Annotated in this window: 20 protein-coding genes; 10 read left to right on the top strand and 10 right to left on the bottom strand. The window is 69.2% G+C overall.

Annotation, left to right across the window (positions count from 1 at the left end):
* Nucleotides 1-100: 100 nt before the first annotated feature.
* Genes HDA45_RS16495 through HDA45_RS16485 form a run of 3 tightly spaced genes read right to left on the bottom strand, consistent with a single transcriptional unit; the run spans nt 101 to nt 3,380 of the window.
* A complete protein-coding gene (locus HDA45_RS16495; RefSeq protein ID WP_184905708.1) occupies nt 101-589 on the bottom strand; it encodes a DUF2771 family protein in 489 nt (162 codons plus the stop codon).
* Between the two features lie 28 nt (nt 590-617).
* The gene (locus HDA45_RS16490; protein WP_184896271.1) at nt 618-2,564 is read right to left on the bottom strand and encodes an MFS transporter; all 1,947 of its coding nucleotides are present in this window, start codon (nt 2,562-2,564) and stop codon (nt 618-620) included.
* Nucleotides 2,565-2,615: 51 nt separating this feature from the next.
* Nucleotides 2,616-3,380 (bottom strand): glutaminyl-peptide cyclotransferase, encoded by a 765-nt coding sequence (locus HDA45_RS16485; RefSeq protein ID WP_184896269.1) that lies wholly within the window; start codon nt 3,378-3,380, stop codon nt 2,616-2,618.
* A 49-nt stretch (nt 3,381-3,429) separates the two neighbouring features.
* Here HDA45_RS16485 and HDA45_RS16480 point away from each other — a divergent pair, with 49 nt between their 5' ends.
* Together HDA45_RS16480 and HDA45_RS16475 are read left to right on the top strand one after the other, a co-directional pair.
* Entirely contained in the window at nt 3,430-4,410 is a 981-nt protein-coding gene (locus tag HDA45_RS16480) for a DUF3027 domain-containing protein (RefSeq protein ID WP_184896267.1), read from the top strand.
* Nucleotides 4,400-7,210 (top strand): sacsin N-terminal ATP-binding-like domain-containing protein, encoded by a 2,811-nt coding sequence (locus tag HDA45_RS16475; RefSeq protein WP_184896265.1) that lies wholly within the window; start codon nt 4,400-4,402, stop codon nt 7,208-7,210. The genes HDA45_RS16480 and HDA45_RS16475 overlap by 11 nt, the downstream gene beginning before the upstream one ends.
* A 337-nt stretch (nt 7,211-7,547) precedes the next feature.
* On the opposite strand, the gene HDA45_RS16470 is transcribed toward HDA45_RS16475, so the two are convergent.
* On the bottom strand, nt 7,548-7,775 hold the full coding sequence (locus HDA45_RS16470; RefSeq protein WP_101610871.1) for a DUF2530 domain-containing protein: 228 nt from the start codon (nt 7,773-7,775) through the stop codon (nt 7,548-7,550).
* Nucleotides 7,776-7,855: 80 nt separating this feature from the next.
* Here HDA45_RS16470 and HDA45_RS16465 point away from each other — a divergent pair, with 80 nt between their 5' ends.
* The 4 genes from HDA45_RS16465 (at nt 7,856) to HDA45_RS16450 (ending at nt 11,607) form a co-directional block, all read left to right on the top strand.
* Nucleotides 7,856-9,313, top strand: coding sequence for an NCS2 family permease (locus HDA45_RS16465; protein WP_184896263.1), 1,458 nt, complete (start codon nt 7,856-7,858; stop codon nt 9,311-9,313).
* Between the two features lie 67 nt (nt 9,314-9,380).
* Nucleotides 9,381-9,812 carry a MarR family winged helix-turn-helix transcriptional regulator gene (locus HDA45_RS16460; protein WP_184896261.1) on the top strand — a complete coding sequence of 144 codons (432 nt, stop codon included), beginning with the start codon at nt 9,381-9,383 and terminating at the stop codon, nt 9,810-9,812.
* 101 nt (nt 9,813-9,913) lie between these two features.
* Nucleotides 9,914-11,173 carry an MFS transporter gene (locus HDA45_RS16455; RefSeq protein ID WP_184896259.1) on the top strand — a complete coding sequence of 420 codons (1,260 nt, stop codon included), beginning with the start codon at nt 9,914-9,916 and terminating at the stop codon, nt 11,171-11,173.
* Nucleotides 11,170-11,607, top strand: coding sequence for a hypothetical protein (locus tag HDA45_RS16450; protein ID WP_184896257.1), 438 nt, complete (start codon nt 11,170-11,172; stop codon nt 11,605-11,607). The genes HDA45_RS16455 and HDA45_RS16450 overlap by 4 nt, the downstream gene beginning before the upstream one ends.
* A gap of 77 nt (nt 11,608-11,684) precedes the next feature.
* Here the strand turns inward: HDA45_RS16450 and HDA45_RS16445 are convergent, their stop codons facing one another.
* The 6 genes from HDA45_RS16445 to HDA45_RS16420 form a co-directional block, all read right to left on the bottom strand.
* Complete coding sequence (locus HDA45_RS16445; RefSeq protein ID WP_184896255.1) at nt 11,685-12,692, bottom strand: hypothetical protein; 1,008 nt, start codon at nt 12,690-12,692, stop codon at nt 11,685-11,687.
* A gap of 161 nt (nt 12,693-12,853) precedes the next feature.
* Nucleotides 12,854-13,693: an SDR family NAD(P)-dependent oxidoreductase gene (locus tag HDA45_RS16440; protein WP_184896253.1), complete on the bottom strand. Its 840-nt coding sequence runs from the start codon at nt 13,691-13,693 to the stop codon at nt 12,854-12,856.
* Nucleotides 13,694-13,909: 216 nt separating this feature from the next.
* A complete protein-coding gene (locus tag HDA45_RS16435; protein ID WP_184896251.1) occupies nt 13,910-14,668 on the bottom strand; it encodes an arylamine N-acetyltransferase family protein in 759 nt (252 codons plus the stop codon).
* Between the two features lie 91 nt (nt 14,669-14,759).
* Nucleotides 14,760-15,383: a superoxide dismutase gene (locus tag HDA45_RS16430; RefSeq protein ID WP_184896249.1), complete on the bottom strand. Its 624-nt coding sequence runs from the start codon at nt 15,381-15,383 to the stop codon at nt 14,760-14,762.
* 196 nt (nt 15,384-15,579) lie between these two features.
* On the bottom strand, nt 15,580-17,448 hold the full coding sequence (locus HDA45_RS16425) for a serine hydrolase domain-containing protein (RefSeq protein ID WP_184896247.1): 1,869 nt from the start codon (nt 17,446-17,448) through the stop codon (nt 15,580-15,582).
* An 88-nt stretch (nt 17,449-17,536) separates the two neighbouring features.
* Entirely contained in the window at nt 17,537-18,049 is a 513-nt protein-coding gene (locus tag HDA45_RS16420; RefSeq protein ID WP_184896245.1) for a hypothetical protein, read from the bottom strand.
* A gap of 83 nt (nt 18,050-18,132) precedes the next feature.
* On the opposite strand from HDA45_RS16420, the gene HDA45_RS16415 reads away from it, so the two are divergent.
* The 4 genes from HDA45_RS16415 to HDA45_RS16400 are packed head-to-tail and all read left to right on the top strand — an operon-like array spanning nt 18,133 to nt 21,906.
* Nucleotides 18,133-19,224 carry a heme/hemin ABC transporter substrate-binding protein gene (locus tag HDA45_RS16415; protein ID WP_184896242.1) on the top strand — a complete coding sequence of 364 codons (1,092 nt, stop codon included), beginning with the start codon at nt 18,133-18,135 and terminating at the stop codon, nt 19,222-19,224.
* Nucleotides 19,221-20,255 carry a FecCD family ABC transporter permease gene (locus HDA45_RS16410; protein WP_184896240.1) on the top strand — a complete coding sequence of 345 codons (1,035 nt, stop codon included), beginning with the start codon at nt 19,221-19,223 and terminating at the stop codon, nt 20,253-20,255. The genes HDA45_RS16415 and HDA45_RS16410 overlap by 4 nt, the downstream gene beginning before the upstream one ends.
* On the top strand, nt 20,252-21,082 hold the full coding sequence (locus HDA45_RS16405; protein ID WP_184896238.1) for a heme ABC transporter ATP-binding protein: 831 nt from the start codon (nt 20,252-20,254) through the stop codon (nt 21,080-21,082). Before HDA45_RS16410 ends, HDA45_RS16405 begins: the two co-directional genes overlap by 4 nt.
* The gene (locus HDA45_RS16400) at nt 21,079-21,906 is read left to right on the top strand and encodes a hypothetical protein (protein ID WP_246480726.1); all 828 of its coding nucleotides are present in this window, start codon (nt 21,079-21,081) and stop codon (nt 21,904-21,906) included. The genes HDA45_RS16405 and HDA45_RS16400 overlap by 4 nt, the downstream gene beginning before the upstream one ends.

Below are 21,906 nucleotides of genomic sequence, written 5' to 3'. Positions count from 1 at the left end.
CCCTTTCGCGTGTCCAGAGGGACGACACGCGTGTCGTCCCTCTGGACACGCGAACCGCCCACCCCACGCACCGCGGTAGGTATCTAAGACACCCTTGGCTCTAACCCGAAACGCTACTCGCGGGAGCCGCGGCGGGCGGTTCGACCTGCAGCGACCAGATCGCCGTCGTGACGGCCTCGGCGTCTTCCGGACGTCCGGTCTGGCTGATCACCGAAGCCTGCGCGACCTCGACGACGAGGATCTGGTCGTCGGGCCGGGGCGTCGTCACGGTGTAGGCGAACCGGTCCAGCGACGTGATGATGTCCTGCTTGAGTTCCTGCGGCTCGCCTTGGGCGTTCACGTACTGCACCGTGACCTTCCACGGCGTTTCCGCGATCCCGCTCGGCACCGAGATCTGCACCGGCTTCCCCGGCCGGACGCGCAGCTTGCCCGCGGCGTCGGGTTTGGTGGTGCACTGGGCGCTCTTGACGTCGCAGGACGCCAGCGGGACGACGTTCACCGTCTTCCCGTCGGCGAAGAAGGTCACCTCTTCGGGGCCGGGCGCCGAGCAACCGGCCACCACGAAACCACCCGCCGCGAGCAGGGCCAAAATACGAAGTCGCCGCATACGGTGAAGATTACGAGCTAGGCCGCCACCGGGAGTCACCGGCCTCCGACGGGATGGGCGATTCGCTGGTCGGGTCCGGGCGCAGCGGGCGGTCGCCGCCGAGGCCGGGGATCAGCGAAGTGCCGCGCCGGACCATGAACGTCTGCGTGAACCCGACGGCCAGCAGGATCGACAGCACCAGGAACCCGATCCAGTAGGTCGGCGGCAGCAGCAGGCCGACGGCACCGCCGAAGCACCAGCACATCTGCAGCACGGTCTCCGACCGGCCGAAAGCCGAAGCGCGTGACTCCTCCGGCAGGTCTTCCTGGATGACGGCGTCGAGACTGATCTTCGCCAGCGCGCTCGCGGTCGCGCCGACGAGCGCGACGATCGCCGCCGTCGCCAGCCCGGCCGCCACGGTGGCGATGACCGACATGCCAAGACAGGCGCCGACGCAGGCCAGGATCACCTGATCCGGTTTGCCGAAGTGCAGCCGCGAGCCCAGCGCGTTCCCGAGGAACCCGCCGGCACCGGCCGCGGCGCCGATGATGCCGAGCAGCAGCAGCTGGTTGAACGGGCTCTGCCCGCTGCCCTCGGTCTGCGCCTTCACCGCGAACGCGGAGAACATCATCAGGAACCCGGTCAGCACCCGGACGGAACCGTTGCCCCACAACGAGACGACGATATGCCGCCCCATCGGCTGCCGCTGCTTCTTGACCCGCCGCTCCGGATGCGCGGACAGCGAAGCGGGCACCTCGCCCTCGGTCTTCTCGACCCACGACGGGATCCGCATCGACTGCACGGCGGCCGCGACGCAGATCAGCACGGTGAACCACAACGCGCCCGAAGAACCCCAGATCGCGTTGACACCGCTCGCCAGCGCGCCGAACGCGCCGGCGGCGACCAGGCCGAACACGGTGAGCCGGGCGTTCGTCTTCGACAGGGTGATCTCGGGTGGCAGCACCCGGGGTGTCACCGCCGCCTTGAGCACGGTGAACGACTTCGACAGCACCATCATGCCCAGCGCCGCCGGGTACAGGAGCCAGTCGTCGAAATGGAGCGCCATCACGACGGCCATCAGCGCTTGACCAGCCGAAGACACGCACATCGCGAGCCTGCGGCCGCGCTGGATCTTGTCCAGCGCCGGCCCGATCACCGGCGCGACCAGCGCGAACGGGGCGATCGTGATGAGCAGGTAGAGCGCGACCTTGCCCTTGCTCTCCCCGCTGGTCGCGGCGAAGAACAGGGTGTTGGCCAGCGCGATCGCCATCGCGGCGTCGCTGGCGTAGTTCAGCATCACCGCGTACGTCAGCGAAGTCAGGCCCGACTTGTCGGCACCGTCCGCTTTCGTCGCGCGCTGGAACGCCCCCACGGCCTGCCCGGTGAGCTGACGGCTGCGCATCGCCGCGACCCGGGTGACGGTGATCTTCTTCGGCATCTTCGGCAGGGAGCCCGCCCGCGGCGGAACCGCGGTCGTCGGGTTCTCGTGCGGAGGCTCCGGCGCTTCACGCGGCTCGCCCGCGTAGCCGCCCGTGTCGTAGTGGTCGTACTCGCCGCTGCCCGGCGCGTGCTCGTCGTAGAACCCGCCGGGACGACGCCGGACGGGTTCGGTCTGCCGCTGCGAAGGATCCGGGTACGGCCGAGCGCCGCGGGGCGGTGTTTGCGGCGGTGTCGGTGGTGTCGGTGGTGTCCTCGGAGGGGGCGGTGGAGGCTGGTGGTGGCCCATCGGGATCGCGCCGGTGCGCGCCTCGTCGGCTGTCGGCCCGGCCGGATGTGGCTGGTACTGGGGCTGCGGGCGGGCCGGGCGCGGCGGGACCGGCTGCTGGTCGACCCTGGTCGGCGGCGGCGCGGACCAGCTGCGCGCCTGGGGCGCGCCGGGCTCCGGCGTCCACTTCCGCTTGCTCTTGCGGCCGCGCTCCTTGCCCGACCGGCCGGAACGCGTGCCGTCGGGTCCAGAGTTCGAGCCGAAGATTCCCACCAGTCAATCCTGCCTTACGCGGGACCCGCCGCGCGCGTTCACCACTGCTTTCTAGGCGGCCGGGACGAACTTCACCCTGAACATCTTGGGCCAGAGCTTGCCGGTGATCAGGAATTCGTCCGTCCCCGGCACCGCCGCGATACCGTTGAGGACGTCCGCGGAGCTCTTCTCGCTCGCGTCGAGCAGCCCCGACGCGTCGATCTCGCCGGTCACGCGCCCGGACGCGGCGTCGATCCGCAGGATCCGGTCCGTCTGCCAGACGTTCGCGTACACCGAGTCCCCGACGCATTCCAGTTCGTTCAGCTGGTCGCGCCCGACGTCGACGCTGCCTGTCGGCGCGAAGGTCGCCGGGTCGCGGAAAGTCAGCTTCGACGAGCCGTCGCTCATCACCAGCCGGCCGTCTTGGTGGCACAAGCCCCAGCCCTCGCCGGTGTAGTTCACGCGCCTGAGCTCGGCCAGCGTCTTGGCGTCGCGTTCGATCGCGACACCGTCCTGCCAGGTGATCTGCCAGGCCGTCGGCCCGAGCACTGTGATGCCCTCGCCGAACAGGCCGGGCAGTTCCCGCCGGACCGACGGCGCCGCGCCCGCCTGGCCCGCCCGCATCGACGACTTCCCGACCAGGCCCGTTCCCTCGTACAGCGTCTCGCCGGAGAACTCGAGGCCCTGGGTGAAGGCGCCCGGGTCATGGGGCAAGGACGAGAGCACCCGCACCTCGAGTTTCTCGGGCGCGGGCGGGGCGGCATCGCTCACCGGCGCGGCGGCACAGCCACCGAGGACGGCGGCCAGCAGGAGCGAGGTGGTCATCAGCGTGCGCACGCGGACAGCCTGACACGGACCGCGATATCGCGTGCGGCAGAATGGGGGCATGACCCTGCTGTTGACCCTGGACGACGGCTCTATCCAGCGCAAACTCGCCGAGGCGGTCGATCTCGCCCGCGCGGCGGTGCTGGAGGACGCCGGTGCCGAACAGGTCGGCGCGCACGTCGGCGTCGACCGGGAGGACGCGGTTTCCGCGAGCCACCTGTTCGAGGCGACCGTGACGGGTTATCGAGGCTGGCGCTGGTCGGTGACGGTCGCGCTCGCCGGTGACGACGAGCCGATCACGGTCAGCGAGGTCGTGCTCATCCCCGGTCCGGACGCGCGGGTCGCCCCGGCGTGGGTGCCGTGGGATCGCCGCGTGCAGGCGGGCGACCTCGGCGTCGGCGACATCTTCCCGGTGGAGAAGGACGACCCTCGGCTCGCCCCGGCGTACCTGGAGTCCGACGACCCCGCGGTCGAAGCGGTCGCCAAGGAGACCGGTCTCGGCCGGGTCCACGTGCTGTCCCGGCACGGCAGGCTCGACGCCGCCGCCCGCTGGCACGGTGGCGAGTTCGGCCCGCGGTCGGACATGGCGCGCAGCGCGCCGGACGTCTGCGGGAGCTGCGGGTTCTTCGTGTCGCTCGCGGGGTCGCTCAGCGCGGCCTTCGGCGCTTGCACCAATGACATCTCCCCGGCGGACGGTCACGTCGTCGACATCGAGTACGGCTGCGGCGCGCACTCCGAGATCGAGGTCGAGGTGACCTCGTCGGTGCCGGTGGCCGAGCTGGTCTACGACGACTCGCTGATCGACTTCGAGACCGCGCCGGAGGCCCCCGCCGAGCCCGTCGCGGCCGAGCTCCCAGAGCCCGTCGCGGCCGAGCCCGCCGAGGGCACGGTCGTCGACGAGTCCGAGGCCCCCGTGGTCGAGGTCCCCGAGACCGCCGAGGTCCAGCCGGAGGTCGAACCCGAGGCCGTCGCCGTCTCGGCCGACGCGCCGGAAACCGCCGACGAAGCGCAGGTAGAAGCCGAAAGCGCCAGTGAGCACTGACCCGTTCGGCACCGAGCGGTTACGCGCCGCCGTCCTGCGCGCGTGGGCGGATTCGCCGACGCGGTTCACCGAGGACACGAACACCGAGAACGATCTGCGCGTCGGCGGCTACCGGGACCGGCTGTTCGTCGAACTGGCGCAGAACGCCGCCGACGCCGCGCTGGCCGCCGGTGAACGCGGCAGGCTCCGAGTGTCCGTTGTGGACGGTGAGCTGAGGTTCGCGAACACGGGCGCTCCGTTGGATGCCCGCGGCGTCGAATCCCTTGCCTCCCTTCGTGCTTCCGGCAAGGGCGACGAGACTGTCGGCCGCTTCGGCGTCGGCTTCGCGGCCGTGCTCACGGTTTCCGCCGAACCGCGGATCGTTTCTGCGACCGGCGGGGTCGCGTTCTCCGCGGACCGCACGCGAGCCGAAGCCGCCCGCACCGGAGACGTCCCCGTTCTCCGGCTTCCGTGGCCGGTCTCGGACGGCGAACCGCCCACACCTGAGGGTTTCACCACCGAGGTCCGGCTTCCGGTGCGCGAGGGTGTCGACGTCCCCGCCCTGCTGGCGGATCTGAAGAACGACATCGGCGACCTGCTGCTCACCTTGTCCTGGCTGGAAAGCATCGAGATCGAGGGCGGCGTGTGGCGCCGCGCCGATCTCGGCGACGGCGTCGTCGGACTCTCGTCGCCGGACGGTTCCGCCGAGCACTGGCAGGTCCATCGCGGCGACGTCGTGTGGGCGGTCCCGCTGGACGAAGCCGGTTCGCCGCGGCCGCTCGGCGAAGACGTCCTGCACGCGCCGACCCCCACCGACGACGAGCTTTCCCTGCCCGCGCGGCTGATCGCGACGCTGCCGATCGAGCCGTCCCGCCGTCGCGCGCTGCCGGGCCCGGAGCTGACGGCGGCGCTGAAGAACGCCGCGCGGGAGTACGTCGATCTCGTCTGTTCCCTGCCCGCGGCCGAACGCCTGGCGCTCGTACCCGGTGGCGGATTCCCGCGGTCCACTGTGGACGGAACGCTGCGCGAGGCCATCCTCGAGAACCTCGCGAGCTCGCCTTGGCTTCCCGCGCAAACAGGTGACGACTTGCCGGGGCGTCAAGCGCGGGTCCTGTCGGTCGACGTGCCGGGTCTCGCGCCGCTGCTGGCCGATCTCGTACCCGGACTGGTTTCGCTGTCCGGTGTGGACCTTCGCGCCGTCGGCGCGCAGGCGCTTTCGTCCGCCGAGGCCATCGAGCTGCTCACCGGCGTCCAGCGCGAGCCCTCGTGGTGGCACTCGCTTTACGACGTGCTGCTCCCGGCGCTCGAAGCGCATGACGTCGCCAAGGACGACCTCGGCGCCCTGCCGGTGCCGATGTCGGACGGCCGCACCCTGCCCGGCGTGCGCGACGCGCTGCTCGTCGGCGGATCGGCGGAACTGCTCGAACTCCTGTCCGATGTGGACATCATCGGGCTCCGGCTCGTGCATCCGGTCGCGGCACATCCGCTGCTGGAACGCTTGGGCGCCAAGCACTCCGAGGCGAGCGACCTGCTCGGAGCCGACGCGCTGAGCGCCGCCGTCGAGCGAAGTGTCGAAGACGTCCGGTCCGGTTTGGACGGTATGGCGCTCGCGGGAGCGGTGCTCCGCCTGATCGCCGAGGTCGGTGACGAGGCCCCGGACTGGGCGGGTGCGCTGGCCCTGCCGAGTGAGGACGGCTGGCGGCGCGCGGACGAACTCGTCCTGCCCACCTCGCCGCTCGGTGACATCTTCGACCCCGAGGTGTTCGAAGAAGACGGCGCTTTGTCCGTGCTGGACGAGGAATTCGCCGAGGACTGGCCGGTGGGCACGCTCGTCGCTGTCGGTGTACTCGATTCCTTCGCGATCATCACCGACGACGATCCGCTGGAACCCGAACACGGCCTGCCCGAAGAGCACGACTGGTGGGACTCGCGGGAACGCCCGCCGTCCCGGGTGCTGGCCGTACGCGACCTCGACCTCGTCGGCGACGACGCGTGGCCGGAGGCGTTGCGCCTGCTCGCGTCCCGCCCCGAAACCTGGCGTGCCCTCACCGAACCCGGCGGGCACACCGGCTGGTGGCTCGCGCGGTACGCGCTGCTGGACGGGCACGCGCCGCTCGACTGGCGGATGCCGGAAGCCGCCGCGCTGGCCGGGCTCTACGACGTCGTCCCGGATTCGGGGCTGAGCAACGAGATCCTGCTCGCCGCCGGGGTCCGGACGGAACTGGGAACGGACGCCGAAGACGTCGAAGATCTCTTGGACCGGTTAGGCGACCCCGAGCGCAAGGTGAGCCCGGGCCTCGCGTCCAGGGCGCATGCGGCGCTCGCGGAGTACACAGTGGACGTCGCGGCGCCGGATCGTGTCCGGGTCGCGGACGGTTCGGCCGCCGACGCTCGCGACGCCGTCGTCCTCGACGTGCCGTGGTTCGCCGCCGTGCTGGCGCCGGAGCGGATGGTCGTCTCGGCGAGCGGTGCCGGTGCGCTGGCGGAGTTGCTGGACCTTCCGGTGGCGAGCGGTCTCGACGCCAAAGTCACCGAAGACGGCGAGTACGTGCCGTGGACGGAGCTTTCCGCGCTTCGGCTGGCCGCCGATCAACTGGGTGTCGAGCCTCCCGACGGCGGAGTGCTGCTGCACGAGGCGCTGACGGTGACTTTCGAGGACGCGGAGCACGAGGTCGCCTGGTGGTCCGACGGCAGGCTGCACGCCGCCGACACTCCCGAGGGCCTCGCGCGAGCGTTCGCCTGGGCCACGGACCGATGGGCCGACAGGCACGTCCTCACGGCCCTGCTCGAAGACCCTTCTCCCTCGGCGCTCCTGAACTGACGCGTTTCGTCCTCTGGATGCGGTCCTTGCACGCGCAAGTACCGCATCCAGAGGACTAATGGCGGGAACTTCAAAGGTGTCGTGTTGCCGCACTCGCCCGCGTTCCGGCTCCTGATGTCGCGAAAGCCACTTTCGGGACATCAGGTGTCCCGAAAGTGGCTTTCGCGACACCCGTCGGCTCCGGGACGCCCGGTGGGAGGTGTTGTGAAAGCGACTTTCACAACGTTGAAGGTTGCGAAAGTCGCTTTCACAACATCCCCGCGAACTCAGAGGCGCTGAACGCGGGAAAGCTCAGAGGCGCTGAACGCGGAAAACTCAGAGGCGCTGAACGTGAGGACTAAAGGCGTTGGGCGCTCTTCGAGCCGCGCCGGGCGGCCGCGCGCTGCCAGGCGATGATCGCGAGGCCGATGAAGCCGAGCACGAGGCCGGAGAAGGCCGTCTGCACCCAGATGCCGTCGGTCACAAAGAACAGGACCACGGTCGCGACGGCCCACAGCGAGGTACCTACGATCACGACCGGCGTCAGGTCGGTCAGCCTCTTCGGCAGCTCCGGCGTTGGCCGCAATGAACCGTTTACTTCCCCGGAATTGATCGATTCGCCCACGTGGGGAAGGGTACCCGGCAACGGGCGAAGGGTGGTACGCGATGGCGGAGCAGCGCACCCGGTCCACACTGGACCGGTATTTCAAGATCAGCGAGCGCGGCTCGACACCGGGGCGTGAGGTCCGCGGCGGGATCGTCACCTTCTTCACGATGGCGTACATCGTCGTCCTCAACCCGCTGATCATCGGCAGTTTCGCCGCCGACGACGCGGGCGCGCACAAGGACGTCCTCGGCAACATCCTCCCCGTGCCGCAGGTCGCGGCGGTGACCGCGCTGGTCGCCGGTGTGCTGACGATCATCATGGGGCTGGTCGCGAACTACCCGTTCGCCATCGCCACCGGTCTCGGCATCAACAGCCTGATCGCGGTCACCTTCGCCTCCCAGATGACCTGGCCCGAAGCGATGGGCCTGGTGGTGATCGAGGGTCTGGTCATCGTCCTGCTGGTCTTCGCCGGTATCCGGACAGCGGTGTTCAACGCCGTGCCGCCGCCGCTGAAATCGGCGATCGCGGTCGGCATCGGCCTGTTCATCTGCCTGATCGGCCTGGTCGACGCGGGATTCGTCCGTCGCGTCCCGGATGACGCGAAGACCACCGTGCCGGTCGGCCTCGGCATCAACGGCTCGATCGCTTCGTGGCCGACGGTGGTGTTCGTGGTCGGCTTGCTGCTCACCGGCATCCTGGTGGCGAAGCGGGTCAAGGGCGCCATCCTGATCGGTGTCCTCGGCTCGACCGTGCTGGCGATCGTCATCGAGGCGATCACGAAGGTCGGCCCGTCGAAGGGCGTCAACCCGCAGGGCTGGAACCTCGGCTACCCGGCGCTGCCCGATCAGGTCCTGGGTCTGCCGGATCTCTCGCTGGTCGGCGACATCTCGTTCGGTGCCTGGACACGGCTGCCGATCATCACCGTCGTGCTGCTGGTGTTCACGCTGGTGCTGGCCGACTTCTTCGACACCATGGGCTCGATGACCGGACTCGCCAAGGAGGCCGACCTCATGCCGGCGGACGGCAAGCTCCCGAACGTCGGCAAGGCCCTGTTCGTCGACGGCACCGCCGCGGTGGCGGGTGGCTTCGCGTCGTCGAGTTCGAACACCGTCTTCGTCGAGTCCGCGTCCGGGATCGCCGAGGGCGCCAGGACCGGGCTCGCGAACATCGTCACCGGCGTGCTCTTCATCGCGGCGATGTTCCTGACCCCGCTCTACCAGGTCGTCCCGGTCGAGGCCGCGGCTCCGGCGCTGGTCGTCGTCGGCGCGCTGATGATGAGCCAGGTCAAGGAGATCGACTTCTCCGACTTCACCGTCGCCCTCCCCGCGTTCCTGACCATCGTGGTCATGCCGTTCACCTACTCGATCGCGAACGGCATCGGCGCGGGCTTCGTCAGCTACGTCGTGCTCCGCGCGGTCTCCGGCAGGGCGAAGGGCATCCACCCGCTGATGTGGGGTATCGCGGTGATGTTCCTGGCCTACTTCGCCGTCGGGCCGATCCAGGCCGCGTTCAACTGACCAGCGGTTATGCCATCCGTGGGCGATCTCACGGGCCGATGATCCGATCGTGAGGTATGCTAACTATATGTCCGGAGACACGCACGAGCGCTCACTGGCGAGCCGCCTGCGTCTCGCGGTGGTGCGGCTCAATCGCCGGCTACGGGCACAGCGCGCCAGTGACGGCATCTCGCTGACACAGGTGTCCGCGCTGTCCACGCTGCACAAATGCGGTGCGCTGACCCCTGGCCAGCTCGCCGCGAAGGAAGGCGTCCAGCCGCCCTCGATGACGAGGGTGATCGCCGCGCTCGAGGAGATGGGTTACGTCGAGCGAAGGCCGCATCCGACCGACGGCCGCCAGGCCATCGTCGAGTTGTCGGACCGCGGCCGGGCCTACGTGGTCGAGCAGATCACCGCGCGGGAGATCTGGCTGGACAAGCAATTGGCGGAGTTGAGCGCGGAGGAACGCGAAGTGCTCTCTCGCGCCGCCGAGATCATCGACAGGATGGCGGGGAACTAACAGCGGTGACGACCACGGGTAGCGAAACACAGTGTCCTTCCAAGACCGCCGCTACCCGGGAACCCGCTCCACCACCTACGCGTGAGAAGCCGCGCGCGAGCATGTTCTCGTCGCTGCGGGTCCGCAACTACCGGCTCTTCTTCACCGGCCAGGTCATCTCGAACATCGGCACCTGGATGCAGCGCATCGCGCAGGACTGGCTGGTGTTCACCCTCAGCGGCAACGATCCGATCGCGCTCGGCATCGCGGTCGCGCTGCAGTTCGCGCCGACACTGTTCCTCTCGCTGTGGGCGGGGGTGCTGGCGGACCGCGTCGACAAGCGGCGGCTCCTGATCGGCATCCAGATCGCCGTGCTGGCGCAGGCGGTCGTCCTCGGTGCCCTCGACCTGAGCGGGGTCGCGGCGCTCTGGCACGTGTATCTCCTCTGTCTCACCCTGGGCTGTACGGCGTCGCTGGAAGTGCCCGCGCGGCAGTCGTTCGTCGCCGAGATGGTCGGCAGGGACAAGGTCACCAACGCCGTCGCGCTCAACTCCTCGATCTTCAACATGGCCAGGATCGTCGGCCCGGCCATCGCGGGCTTCGCGATCACCTGGGTCGGCACGGGCTGGCTGTTCATGGCGAACGCGGTGAGCACGGGCGCCGTCATCGCCGCGCTGGTGATGATGAACCCGGACAAGCTCTTCCGCGGCCCGGCCATCCCGCGTGAGAAGGGGCAACTGGTCGAAGGACTGCGCTACGTCCGGCGGCGCAGTGACCTGATGACCGTGATGGTGCTGGTGTTCTTCGTGAGCACGTTCGGCATCACGTACTTCACCTCGCTGCCGATCGTCGCCGCGAACGTCTTCCACACCAACGCCGACGGCTACGGGCTCCTGTCGACGCTGGCGGCCGTCGGCACCTTCACCGGCGCGCTGATGTCGGCCCGCCGCAACACCCGCGGCGGTCCGCGTGTGCGGCTGCTGCTGATCTCGGCGTTCCTGCTCGGTGCTTTCGAGGTGGTCACCGCGTTCATGCCGACGTACCTGACCTTCGGACTCGCGCTGATCCCGCTCGGCTACGCCACGATCACCTTCCTCAACACGGCGAACGCGTTGGTGCAGACCGCCGTCAGCCCGGAGATGCGCGGCCGCGTGATGGGCCTGTACGTCCTGGTGCTGATCGGCGGGAACCCCATCGGCGGCCCGATGACCGGTTGGATGGCCGACGCCTTCGGCGGTCGCTCGCCGTTCTACATCGGTGGTGCGATCTCCGCGCTCGCCGCGGTAGTGTGCGCCGTCGTGCTGATCCGGCGCGGTGGGGTGAGTTTGCCGGTGCGGCGGTTCGGGAACGGGCTGCGCGTGCTGAAGAGGGAGCGGGTGTGAACGAACTCGGTGTCGAACCGTCGGTGACGCGGTGGAACGACGGTGAGGCCCGGTTCCTGGACTGGACGATCGACGGTGTCGCGTTGCGCGACATGGTTCCCACCCAGCATCAGACGCCGTTGTTCCTGGACGACGACAGGTGGCGCGAGTCGGCCGTCGAGACGCTTTGCCGTCTGCTCGGCGACCTGCCGGGCGATTTCGACGACGGACGGGTCGCGTTGCTGTTCTGCCCGCTGTGCGGTGATCTCGGCTGCGGTGGTTACAGCGTCGAGGTCGTCTTCGGTGATGACGTGGTCGAGTGGCGGGCTTTCGACTGGCAGTACGACTACGAACCGCTCGATCCTTCGGAGGAGTACAAGTTCACCGGGGCCCGTTTCGACCGGAAGGCGTACGAGACCCTGCTCCGTGACCTCCTGTCGAACTATCGCGCTTAGGTGTGGTGCGGCGGAGAGTCGTGTTGCGAAAGCCACTTTCGCGACGCCGACACTCGGGTCATCTCGAACCATCGCGCCTAGCGGCCCACGAGCGGCGGCACCATCTTTTCGGCGAGTGCTCGGATATCGCCGGTGCCCGCGAACTTCAGCGTCTTGCCGGACGGGTCGTCGGTGAGCTGCACGACGACACCTCGCCGGTCGACCTGAGCGGGCAGTCCGGCGATGGTCGTGGTCGGGGCGACGGTCGCGGAAAGCTCGCTGTAGTCCGCTGTCGCGCCGTTCAACTCGCATGAGGCGAAGAAGGTCGGCTTCGCTTTGTCGGCGGGGACACCGAGCGCACGGCCGAGTTCTCCGCACAGCAGCCAGGACATCACCGGGTACGGCTTGTCTTTGAGCGGTCCCGCTTCGACCGGTTCCGGCTCGATCTCGCCGCCCTCGCCGATTTTCGGCAACTTCGGTCCGGGCGGCATCGCGGCCGCGATCAACGCTTCGGCGAGTGCCTTCGCCTTGCCCTCGGTCTCGGGAGCCTCGAGGCCCCTGCCGCGGAGGGAGACGTGCAGCACCGGCGACGCGCCGCTGCGCGGCGTGACCTCGACCAGTTCGACGCTCAGGTTGGTGCTGTCCTTGTCGGCGGCGATGACCGCGACCTTGCCCGCGATGGTGGTCATGCGACGGCTCGTGTCCTCGGGCAACCTCGGGACCATCCGCACGTTGACGTCGAGCTGCGTGGTGACCGCATGGCAGGCCGCGTCCACCTCCCGGAGCGTGCGGCCGCCGAGGATCTCCTCCCAGCGTTGCTCCGGGATCACCTGGCACAGCACCTGTGCGCCGGTTTCGTCCGTCAGCGCCGCCACCATCTCGCCCGTCGGCATCGGGACCGGGCGGAGTGCCTCCCCGGAGGGGGACGGCCAGACCTTCGGCAGGCCGGCCTCGGCGCTCGAGTCGTCCTTGTTCAGCAGGCTGATCGCCACGAAGATGCCCACGCCGAACAGCAACAGGACACTCGTCAGCGCGCAACCCGCCCAGATCCACATCGGACGGTCGGTTTTGCGGGCGATGGCACGGTAGTCGTTCGGGGTGGCCACGGGGTGAAGCTAGCCCGTCGGGCGCTTGCTGTCCGGCGAAAACGGTGGACCCGATGGGTGGGCGTCGCGCTCGGCTGTCCTGAAGGCCACCTTTGAGACGATCACCGTCTCAAAGGTGGCCTTCAGGACACCGGCCCCAGAAGCGGCGACCCCAGCAGCTCTCACCGCCACCGGGCCGAGGGAGGCGGCTCCAGCGCCTCCCGCAGGTCCCCGCCCACCGCGTCCGCGATGTCTTCGACGCTCCAAGCGTCCCGCTCGAGAACCGGGTCCTTGATCGCGGTCTGGCGGAGGACGCACAGGATGTCGCCGCGGAACCGGAGGATCTGCCCGGTCACCTCCGCCGAAAGGTCGCTGAGCAGGTAGGTCACCAGCGGCGCCACTCGCTCGGGGGTGTGCTCCGGGGTCTGGACGACGCTCGGATCCCGCCGCGCCATCCGCGTCCAGGCCACCGGAGCGACGGCGTTGACGCGGATGCCGTGGTCCGCCAGGTCGGCCGCCCAGGAAGCGGTCATGGAGGCGACGGCGCCTTTCGAGGCCGAGTACGCGGCCGCGCGCCGCTGGCCGATCATCGAGCCTGAGCCGACGTTCACGATCGCGCCGCCGCCCCGCGCGCGCATCACGGTCGCCGCCGCAGTCCCGCAGAACAGCGGGCCCAGCACGTTGACCTCGACCACTTCGCGCATCCGGGCAGGGTCGTCCGCCCACGGCTCGGCGCGGTAGTTGACGCCGGCGTTGTTGACCAGGCCGTCGATCGTGCCGAACTCGGTGACGCACTTCTCGATCAGTCCGGCGGCCCGTTCCGCGTCGGCGACCGAGTCGCCATTGGACACCGCACGCCCGCCCAGTGCGCGGATCTCACGCGCGACTTCGTCCGCGAGCCCGGCTTCGATGTCGTTCACCACGACCGCGGCGCCCTGTGCGGCCGCGTGGTGCGCGAAGGCCCTGCCCAGGCCCTGTCCGGAGCCGGTGATCACCACGGCCTTGCCGCTCAGAAGACTCATGGGAACAGTTTGCCGTCACTCGGAAGGGTGAGATCGGCGTCTCTCAGGCGAACCCCTTGCCGGGGTAGATGAGGTTAGGCTAACCTCATACATGTCCGCTTCGTGGTGGGAGCGGCAGTCAGTTCGGGAACGGACGAAGCCCCGCAACCGGGTCACCCCCGGAGGCGGGGCTTCGTTCATTCCGGGGGTTCATGGTCGACGACCTCGCCCGTCTGGTCAAGGCCGTACCGGCACCCGGACGAGTTCGATCCCGAACTCCTTCCGGTAGGCGTCCAAAATCTCCTGATCACTCGAAAGCCGGGTCTCCTCGCGGACGCCGTGAGTCGTGACGGTCAGCTTGTCACCCGCCAGGGTGACCCGGCCGTACTTGCCCGGCAGCGAGCAGGCGGGCCCCCGCGTGAAATGCGAGTCCGGCGACGTCGACTGCCAGAACGACGTCGGGACGAACTCGTCCAGCGTCCGTGACCGCTGCTCGAGCCGGTACTGGGGCCTGCCGTCCTGGAGGATGTCGATATCGCCATAGGGCGCGTCGAGGATCAGGTACTCGCCGTCCGGGTCGGCCTGCGCCTCGGTGGCGGACAGCCGCAGCGGGAACCGGCTGAAGCTGCCGAAGCCGACGTCGGACAGCCACGGCTCGTCGAGTTCGACGCGGATGGCCGCGTGGTCGAACGGCGGCCCGAGGGTGCCGTCCGGGCGGAAGACCTTCGCCGCCTTCAGTGTGGCGTCGAAGCCCAGTTCCCGCAGCAAGGCGGTGAAGAGCCCGTTCAGCTCGTAACAGAAGCCACCCCTGCGCCGCCGCACGATCTTGTCGAACAGCACTTCGGTGTCCAGGACGATCGGTTCCCCGAGGTGGATGCTCAGGTTCTCGAACGGCACCACCGCGAGATGGCGCTCCTGCAGCACTCGCAGCGCGGCCACGTCCGCGGTGGCGGGGCGGTCGAGTCCGAGGCGGTCGAGGTATGCGGCGACGTCCATACGTCCACCTTGACACCTCGACTTCGCTGGAGGTCAAGCGAACGAAAACGGGGCCCTCCCGGAAGGAGGGCCCCGCTTCGTGGTGAGAAAGTCAGCCGAGCAGCAGGCCGTTGCCACCGGCGACGGCGTTGTCGAACCGCTTGGAGATCTCGGCCCAGTTGAAGATGTTCCACAGGGCCTCGACGTACTTCGGCTTCACATTCTTGTAGTCCAGGTAGAACGCGTGCTCCCAGACGTCGACCAGCAGGATCGGCGTGGTCGGCAGGACCAGGTTGTTGTGGTGGTCGCGCAGCTGCTGGGTGATCAGCGTCTTGCCGATCGGGTCCCAGGAGAGCGCGGCCCAGCCGTTGCCCTGGATCGTGGTGGCGACCGCGGTGAACTGCGCCTTGAACTTGTCGAAGGAGCCGAACGCCTCGTCGATCGCGGAGGCCAGCTCGCCGGTCGGCTTGTCGCCGCCTTCCGGGGAAAGGATCTTCCACCACACGACGTGGTTGGCGTGCCCCGCGAGGTGGAACGCCAGCGTGGTCTGCAGGCCGACGATGTCGCCGAAGTTGCCGGCGTCACGGGCCTCGGCGATCTTGTCGAGCGTGTCGTTCGCGCCCTTGACGTAGGTCGCGTGGTGCTTGCTGTGGTGCAGCTCGTTGATCTCGCCCGAGATGTGCGGCGCGAGGGCCGCGTAGTCGTAGTCGAGTTCGGGCAGCTCGTAGCGGGCCATTGGCCCTCCTTCTGATTTCGACACGAGTTTCCAATACCGAACTTAGTCGTCTTCACCCGTTTGCGGCGACTGGGGCGCCGCATTCTTCCCTGGTGGAACGACCTGTCCTCAGCAGCTGTACCCGTTGGGCCGACTGCTTGAAACCCACCCTGCTAGCTCCAGTTAGCTGGAGGTCAAGGCGATGTGACGGCGGTCATCAAGCCAGATAGGGCAATCCCACCAGGTGATAGGACGCGATCACGCCGAGGAAGGCCGCCAGTGCCAGGGAAATCACCGTGTAGGTGATGCGGGCGGACGTGTTCCACCAGCCGCGCAGCCAGGCGAGCGCCGTGCAGACGACCGCGGCACCGGTGAGGAGCAACACGACGTTCGGCAGGAGCAAGGTGACGCTCAGCAACGGGGAGTGTCCGGACGTCAGCGCGACGGCGGCGCCGCTGAAGTCACTCATGAGCAGGGCGAACCCGCCCACGAACAGGGTGACGGCGAGCGCCGCGGACCACGCGGCCACGGTCGCGAACCGGGCGCCCGACGGATGCCGTTCCCGGCCGCGCCGGACGAACGCGCGGATCGGCCACCACGCCAGCGCGCCCAGCAGGAGCAGCAGCGCGATACCGAGGATCAGCAGGTGTGTGGACGACGATTCGAGCCACGACATGCGTTCGTAGGAGGAGTTCGGGTCGTCGCCGGAGAAGAGCAGGACCCCTCCGCCGGACTCCCGGAACGCGATCCGCTCGCCACCCTCGTCGGTGAACAACCCGGGCTCGGTCTGTGTCCAGCGCCGGATGCCTTCGCCGAGGCCGGACGTCGTCAGCACGCCGTCACCGTCCGCGGTCACCGAGATGGCGCCCGCGAGCGCACGGACCTTCGTGAAGCTGTCGAAGTCCAGCCGGGTGCTGTTGTAGCTGCCTTCGAACCGTGAGACGTCCCCGGCGAGCGGTTTCGGCGCGGAGACGGATGCGGCGGGATGCAACCGGTCGAGGAACGCCTTCAAGGCCTTGAAAGTGACCGCGGCGGCGTCGCCGGAGAACGCGCCGCCGTTGAACACCAGGTACACGCCGGTGTTCTTCTCCGGGATCAGTTCCAGCACGCTCAGGAACCCCGGCGAGTCACCGGTCTTCTCCACCAGGCGCAGCCCGTTCAACCGCCGTTCCGAGAAGCCGAACCCCATCCCCGTCAGACGAGGATCGTTGCGGAACCGCGCGCCGTGCATCTGGTCGAGCAGGTCGCGGCTGAACGTTCCCGGCACGAGGTTCGCGGAGAGGTAGCGGCCCATGTCCGCGGGGGTGGCGACATTCCCGTCGCCCGCGGGCGGTTCCGGGCCGAAGTTCGCGGGCGGCACGACCTGCGCCGAGCCGTCCCAGCGATAGCCGGTGGCCGGCGAGACGTCCGGGGTGGGCTGCGCGACGCTGCTGTTCTTCATTCCCAACGGTTCGAAGATGTGTTGACGCACGTAATCCGCATAGGGCTGCCCGGAGGCGAGTTCGACGAGATGTCCGGTGAGGGCGTAACCGTAGTTCGAGTAGGCGGTGTGCTCGCCGGGAGGCCGGACGCGGGTGGGGATCTCCGTCGCCAGGTGTTCCGCGAGCGGCGGAAGCTTCTCGTCGCGCGGGGTGAACATCCGGTACACGTGGTCCTCGAACCCCGCGGTGTGGGTCAGCAGCGAGAACAGCGTGACCGGACGGCCGGGGAAGGTGTCAGGCAGCCGGAACGACTTCAGGTAGGTGTTGACGTCGGCGTCCAGCGCCAGCTTGCCCTGTTCGACCAGCTGCATCGCGGCCGTGGCGGCGATCGACTTGCCGACCGAGTTGATCAGGAAGCCGGTGCGCTCCGGGTCCACCTTCGCCTGAGTGTCTATTGAGGACACTCCATAGCCCGCGGAAAAGACGGTCTTGTCCCCTTCGACGACCACCACGGCGGCGCCGGGGATGTGGTGCTCGGCAAGGCTTCGAGGGATGACCTCGTCGAAAACGCCCGCGGCGGAGGCCGGGGTGGCCGCGTGGGCGGCGGGAGCCGTGACGACCGTCGTGAGCGTCAGCAGGGCGGCGAGGGCCGCGATCCGGAACATACCTGGAAAGTTAGGGTTTTCCCGGGATGCGGAGGATCCGGCAGACCGCCGATCGTGGGGTAGGGCGAGCCCTACCCCACGGCCCGCGTCAGGAGAACGAAACCGGGATGAAGACGTCCGAGTTCCGGTTGTTGGACGCGAAGTGGTCGCGCCGGGAAACGATGGCGCAGGTGACCGACGGATCCGAACAGTCGAGGCCGCTGTTGACCGCGGCGATCCGGATCTGGGTGGTGAACGTGCCGTTCGAGGCGATCGGCGAGGAACCGCCGGGGAAGTTGGTGACCCAGGAGGACGGGCCGACGCCGGTGCCGCCCTGGCCGTCGCCGCCCGCGCACGGGCTCGGCTTGGTGCCGTAGCTGTAGTCCTCGGGCACGGCGCACAGCGCGACGTAGTAGCCCTCAGTGGAGCTGTAGCCGCTGCCCGTGATGGTGATGGTCTCGCCGGCGGAGGCGAGGCCGGTGGCGTTGGAGGCGGAGAGGGTCTTGCCGTTGTTGGTCGCACTGCCCGGCGCGGCCGACGCCGGGGCGGCGAGCGCGGTGACGGCCGCGGTGGCGGCGGTCGCGACCAGTGCGGCGCGGAGCAGGACCGATCTCTTCGACATGGAGGGTTCCCTTCGATCACAAGGAGGTCACAGCATTAGGTAAGGCTTACCTATTGCATCGTCCATATGGTTAGCCTTGCCTAATGTTGTCAAGGGGGTTGCTGCCCACGGTCGCTCTGCTCCTCGTCATCGTTGTCAGCGGCTGCTCGACACCGCCCTTGGCGACCACGAAAGCAGCCGGAACCGGTGCCGATCTCCAGCCGCTTTCCCAGGTCGAGCCGTTGGCGGAGCCGAAAACCCGCACCGGACCCGGTACCGCGCGGCTGGCGCGGGCGGATATCACCGGCGACGAACCGGCCGTCCGGCACCTCCCGGCGACGATCACCGATCACCAGGGCACGCCGGTCACGGTGACCGACACCAGCCGGATCCTCGCCTTCGACATGTCCGGCACCCTCGCCGCGACCGTGTTCGGTCTCGGCCTCGGCGGCAACGTCGTCGGCCGGGACGTCTCCACCGGGTTCCCCTCGGCCGAGAAGCTGCCGCTGGTCACCATGAACGGCCATCGGCTCAACGCCGAAGCGATCCTGGCGCTGCGCCCGACCGTGGTGATCACCGACACCACCCTTGGCCCCTGGGACGTCGTGCTCCAGCTGCGCGCGTCCGGTGTGCCCGTGGTCGTCGTGGACGCGAAGCGCTCGATGGACAACGTCGGCGACATCGTGCGCCAGGTCGCCGCCGCGCTGGGCGTGCCGGAGTCCGGCGAACGCCTCGCGACGCGGCTGGCCGGTGAGGTGGACGCCAAGAAGGCGGAGATCGCGAAGCTCGCACCCGCCGATCCGGCGCGCAAACTCCGCGTCGTCTTCCTGTACATGCGCGGTCAGGCCGGGGTGTATCACCTGTTCGGCAAGGGATCCGGCGCCGATTCGCTGATCGGCGCGCTCGGCGCCGTCGACGTCGCCACCGAGGCGGGCATCGAGGGCATGCGCCCGGTCAACCCGGAGGCGCTGGCCAAGGCCAAACCCGACGTGATCCTCATGATGACCAAGGGACTCGAGTCCGTCGGCGGGGTCGACGGCGCGCTCCAGGTGCCCGGGGTGGCGCAGACCCCCGCCGGGCAGCACCGCCGCATCGTCGACATGGCGGACTCGCAGATCCTGAGCTTCGGACCGCTCACCGCCGGCGTGCTCGACGCGCTGGCACGGGCCCTCTACGCGCCGGGCGACCCCGGATGAACCGCGGTATCCGAGTGACGGCGGTCTTCGCCGCGCTGATCGCCGGTGTCGTCGGGATCTCGCTCGTTTCCGCAGGCAGCGGGCAGTTCGGCATCCCGCTGTCACAGGTCTTCGATTCGGTGCTGTACCGGCTCGGGCTCGCGGAACCCGGGCTGGACCCGTTCGCCGAGGGCGCGCTGTGGCAGGTCCGCTTCCCCCGTGTGGTGATGACGCTGCTGGTCGGCGGGGTCCTCGGCGTCTGCGGCGCGTTGATGCAGGGGGTGTTCGGCAATCCGCTCGCCGAACCGGCCGTGGTCGGCGTCTCGTCCGGGGCCGCCGTCGGCGCGAGTCTGTCCATTGTGGCCGGTTGGACCTTCTTCGGTGCCTTCACCACGCCCGCCTTGGGTTTCGCCGGTGGGCTCGTCACGACCCTGCTCGTCTACGCGCTTTCGCGGTCGCGTGGGCGCTCCGAGGTGGTGACGCTGATCCTGACCGGTGTCGCGGTCAACGCGGTCGCGATGGCCGTCATCTCGTTCCTGATGTTCTCCGCCGACCAGGCCGCCCGCGAGCAGATCGTGTTCTGGCAACTGGGTTCGCTGGCCGGTTCGCGCTGGCCGTACGTCGTCACCGTGCTGCCGCTGGTCGCGGTCGGTGTCGTCGTGTCGATCGCGCTGGCTCGGAAACTCGACCTCCTCGCGCTGGGGGAGCGACAGGCCCGGCACCTCGGCGTGGACGTCGAAAAACTGCGGCTCGGCGCTGTCGTGGTCGTCGCGCTGATGGCGGCGGCGGCCGTTTCGTACTCGGGGATCATCGGTTTCGTCGGCCTGATCGTGCCGCACGGGCTGCGGATGCTGCTCGGTCCCGGGCACCGCGTGCTGATCCCGGCGAGCCTCTTCGGCGGCGCGCTGCTGCTCGCCGCGGCGGATCTCGGCGCCAGAACCCTGTTCACCTACGCGGATCTGCCGATCGGCATGCTGACGGCGCTCGTCGGCGGCCCGTTCTTCTTCTGGTTGCTGCTGCGCACCCGGCGTCGCTCGGGAGGCTGGGCATGAAGTTCTTCTCCCGGCGTGAAAACGCCTTGCTCCAGCCCGTCGAACTCGATGCCGAACTCGACCGCGTCTCCTATGCGGTCGACGGGAAAACACTGCTCCGTGAGGTATCGCTGAGAGTGCGCGCGGGCGAAGTGCTCGCGGTCGTCGGCCCGAACGGCGCGGGCAAGTCCACCACGCTCGGGCTGCTCGCCGGGGATCTCCGGCCGGAATCGGGCCGGGTTCTGGTCGCGGGCAAGGAACTGGGCACCTGGAGCGGGATCGAACTCGCGCGCCTGCGTTCGGTCTTGCCGCAGCAGAACACCGTGACCTTCCCGTTCACCGTCGCCGAGGTCGTCCGGATGGGCCGGACCCCTTGGGAGGGAACGGAAGCCGAGGATTTCGACGAAACCGAGATCGCGGCCGCGCTCAAGGCGACCGGGATGACCGAGTTCGCCGAACGCCGGTTCACCACGTTGTCCGGGGGCGAGCAGGCGCGGGCCGCGCTCTCGCGGGTGCTCGCGCAACGGGCGGGGGTCCTGCTGCTCGACGAACCCACCGCCGCACTGGATCTGCGGCACAGCGAGGAAATCCTCGGTCTCGCGACAGCACGGGCCGGGGCGGGGGACGCGGTGCTCGTCGTCCTGCACGACCTCGGACTCGCCGCGGCGTACGCGGACCGGGTCGCGGTGCTGTCCGAGGGCGAACTGGCCGCCGAGGGCACGCCCGCCGAAGTGCTGACGGAGTCGTTGCTCAGCGAGGTCTACCGGCATCCCGTGGAAGTCCTCACCCATCCCCGGACCGGGAAACCGATCGTCCTGCCCCACCGAGCGGCCGAGGAGCGCCGATGAAACAGCTGATGAGAGTGGCCGTGGCGGCCGGTCTGCTCATGATCGCCGCACCCGTGCCCGCCTCCGCGGCGGGTGCGACCGTGACGTTCTCGCCCGGCTCCGCGGATCCGGAGTACGCGACTTCCTTGCAGGTCAAGGGCACCGGATTCCAGTCCGTGCCGAAGGGGTACGGCGGGATCTACCTGCTGTTCGGCTGGGTCGCCGACGGTGTGTGGCAGCCCAGTCAAGGCGGCGCGGCCGGCGCGACGTACCGGTACGTCAAGGACAGGGAAACCAAGGACAACAACGGTTTCCAGCGGTTCCTCGCCTTCCCCGGCAGCGACACCGCGTCCTCGGCCAATGGCGAGCTCGCCGCCGACGGGACCTGGTCCACCAAGATCGTGCTCCCCGGCGCGCGGTTCAAGGCCGCCGACCGGACCGGGAAGATCGTCGACGTCGACTGCCTCCGAGTCCGATGTGGACTGATCACGGTCGGCGCGCACGGCGTGGTCAACGCGAACAACGAGACCTTCACCCCGGTGACGTTCGCGGTACCGAAGGCGCCCACGACGCAGGCCGTCGTGCCGCCGCCTCCTCCGTCTTCACCGGCGCCGCCGCCCTCCTCCGGCGCGGCGCCGGTGTCGTCTTCGGCGCCACCCCCTGTGTCCACTGTGGAATCCCAGCCCGCGGTCGCTCCGGCTCCGGCCGTGCAGCCTGCCGCGCAGAGCGGGGAATCCGGTTCGTGGTGGTGGATCGCCGTCGTGGCGGGCGTGGTGCTGATCGCCGCGCTCGCCGTCCCCCTGATCCGGGCCCGTAAGCGGACCCGAAACGCGGAAGGTGAATGA

Origin of the sequence: Amycolatopsis umgeniensis (assembly GCF_014205155.1) — a bacterium.
Classification (GTDB): domain Bacteria; phylum Actinomycetota; class Actinomycetes; order Mycobacteriales; family Pseudonocardiaceae; genus Amycolatopsis; species Amycolatopsis umgeniensis.
Note: the sequence above shows the minus strand (reverse complement) of the source record. Positions and strands in the feature narration are given on the sequence as shown.

Excerpts from the sequence above, each read along its gene's own strand:
- HDA45_RS16400 (WP_246480726.1), top strand. The coding sequence starts at position 21,079 with ATGAAACAGCTGATGAGAGTGGCCGTGGCGGCCGGTCTGCTCATGATC.
- HDA45_RS16460 (WP_184896261.1), top strand. The coding sequence starts at position 9,381 with ATGTCCGGAGACACGCACGAGCGCTCACTGGCGAGCCGCCTGCGTCTC.
- HDA45_RS16420 (WP_184896245.1), bottom strand. The coding sequence starts at position 18,049 with ATGTCGAAGAGATCGGTCCTGCTCCGCGCCGCACTGGTCGCGACCGCC.
- HDA45_RS16455 (WP_184896259.1), top strand. The coding sequence starts at position 9,914 with ATGTTCTCGTCGCTGCGGGTCCGCAACTACCGGCTCTTCTTCACCGGC.
- HDA45_RS16405 (WP_184896238.1), top strand. The coding sequence starts at position 20,252 with ATGAAGTTCTTCTCCCGGCGTGAAAACGCCTTGCTCCAGCCCGTCGAA.
- HDA45_RS16425 (WP_184896247.1), bottom strand. The coding sequence starts at position 17,448 with ATGTTCCGGATCGCGGCCCTCGCCGCCCTGCTGACGCTCACGACGGTC.
- HDA45_RS16430 (WP_184896249.1), bottom strand. The coding sequence starts at position 15,383 with ATGGCCCGCTACGAGCTGCCCGAACTCGACTACGACTACGCGGCCCTC.
- HDA45_RS16415 (WP_184896242.1), top strand. The coding sequence starts at position 18,133 with ATGTTGTCAAGGGGGTTGCTGCCCACGGTCGCTCTGCTCCTCGTCATC.
- HDA45_RS16410 (WP_184896240.1), top strand. The coding sequence starts at position 19,221 with ATGAACCGCGGTATCCGAGTGACGGCGGTCTTCGCCGCGCTGATCGCC.
- HDA45_RS16435 (WP_184896251.1), bottom strand. The coding sequence starts at position 14,668 with ATGGACGTCGCCGCATACCTCGACCGCCTCGGACTCGACCGCCCCGCC.
- HDA45_RS16440 (WP_184896253.1), bottom strand. The coding sequence starts at position 13,693 with ATGAGTCTTCTGAGCGGCAAGGCCGTGGTGATCACCGGCTCCGGACAG.
- HDA45_RS16465 (WP_184896263.1), top strand. The coding sequence starts at position 7,856 with ATGGCGGAGCAGCGCACCCGGTCCACACTGGACCGGTATTTCAAGATC.
- HDA45_RS16480 (WP_184896267.1), top strand. The coding sequence starts at position 3,430 with ATGACCCTGCTGTTGACCCTGGACGACGGCTCTATCCAGCGCAAACTC.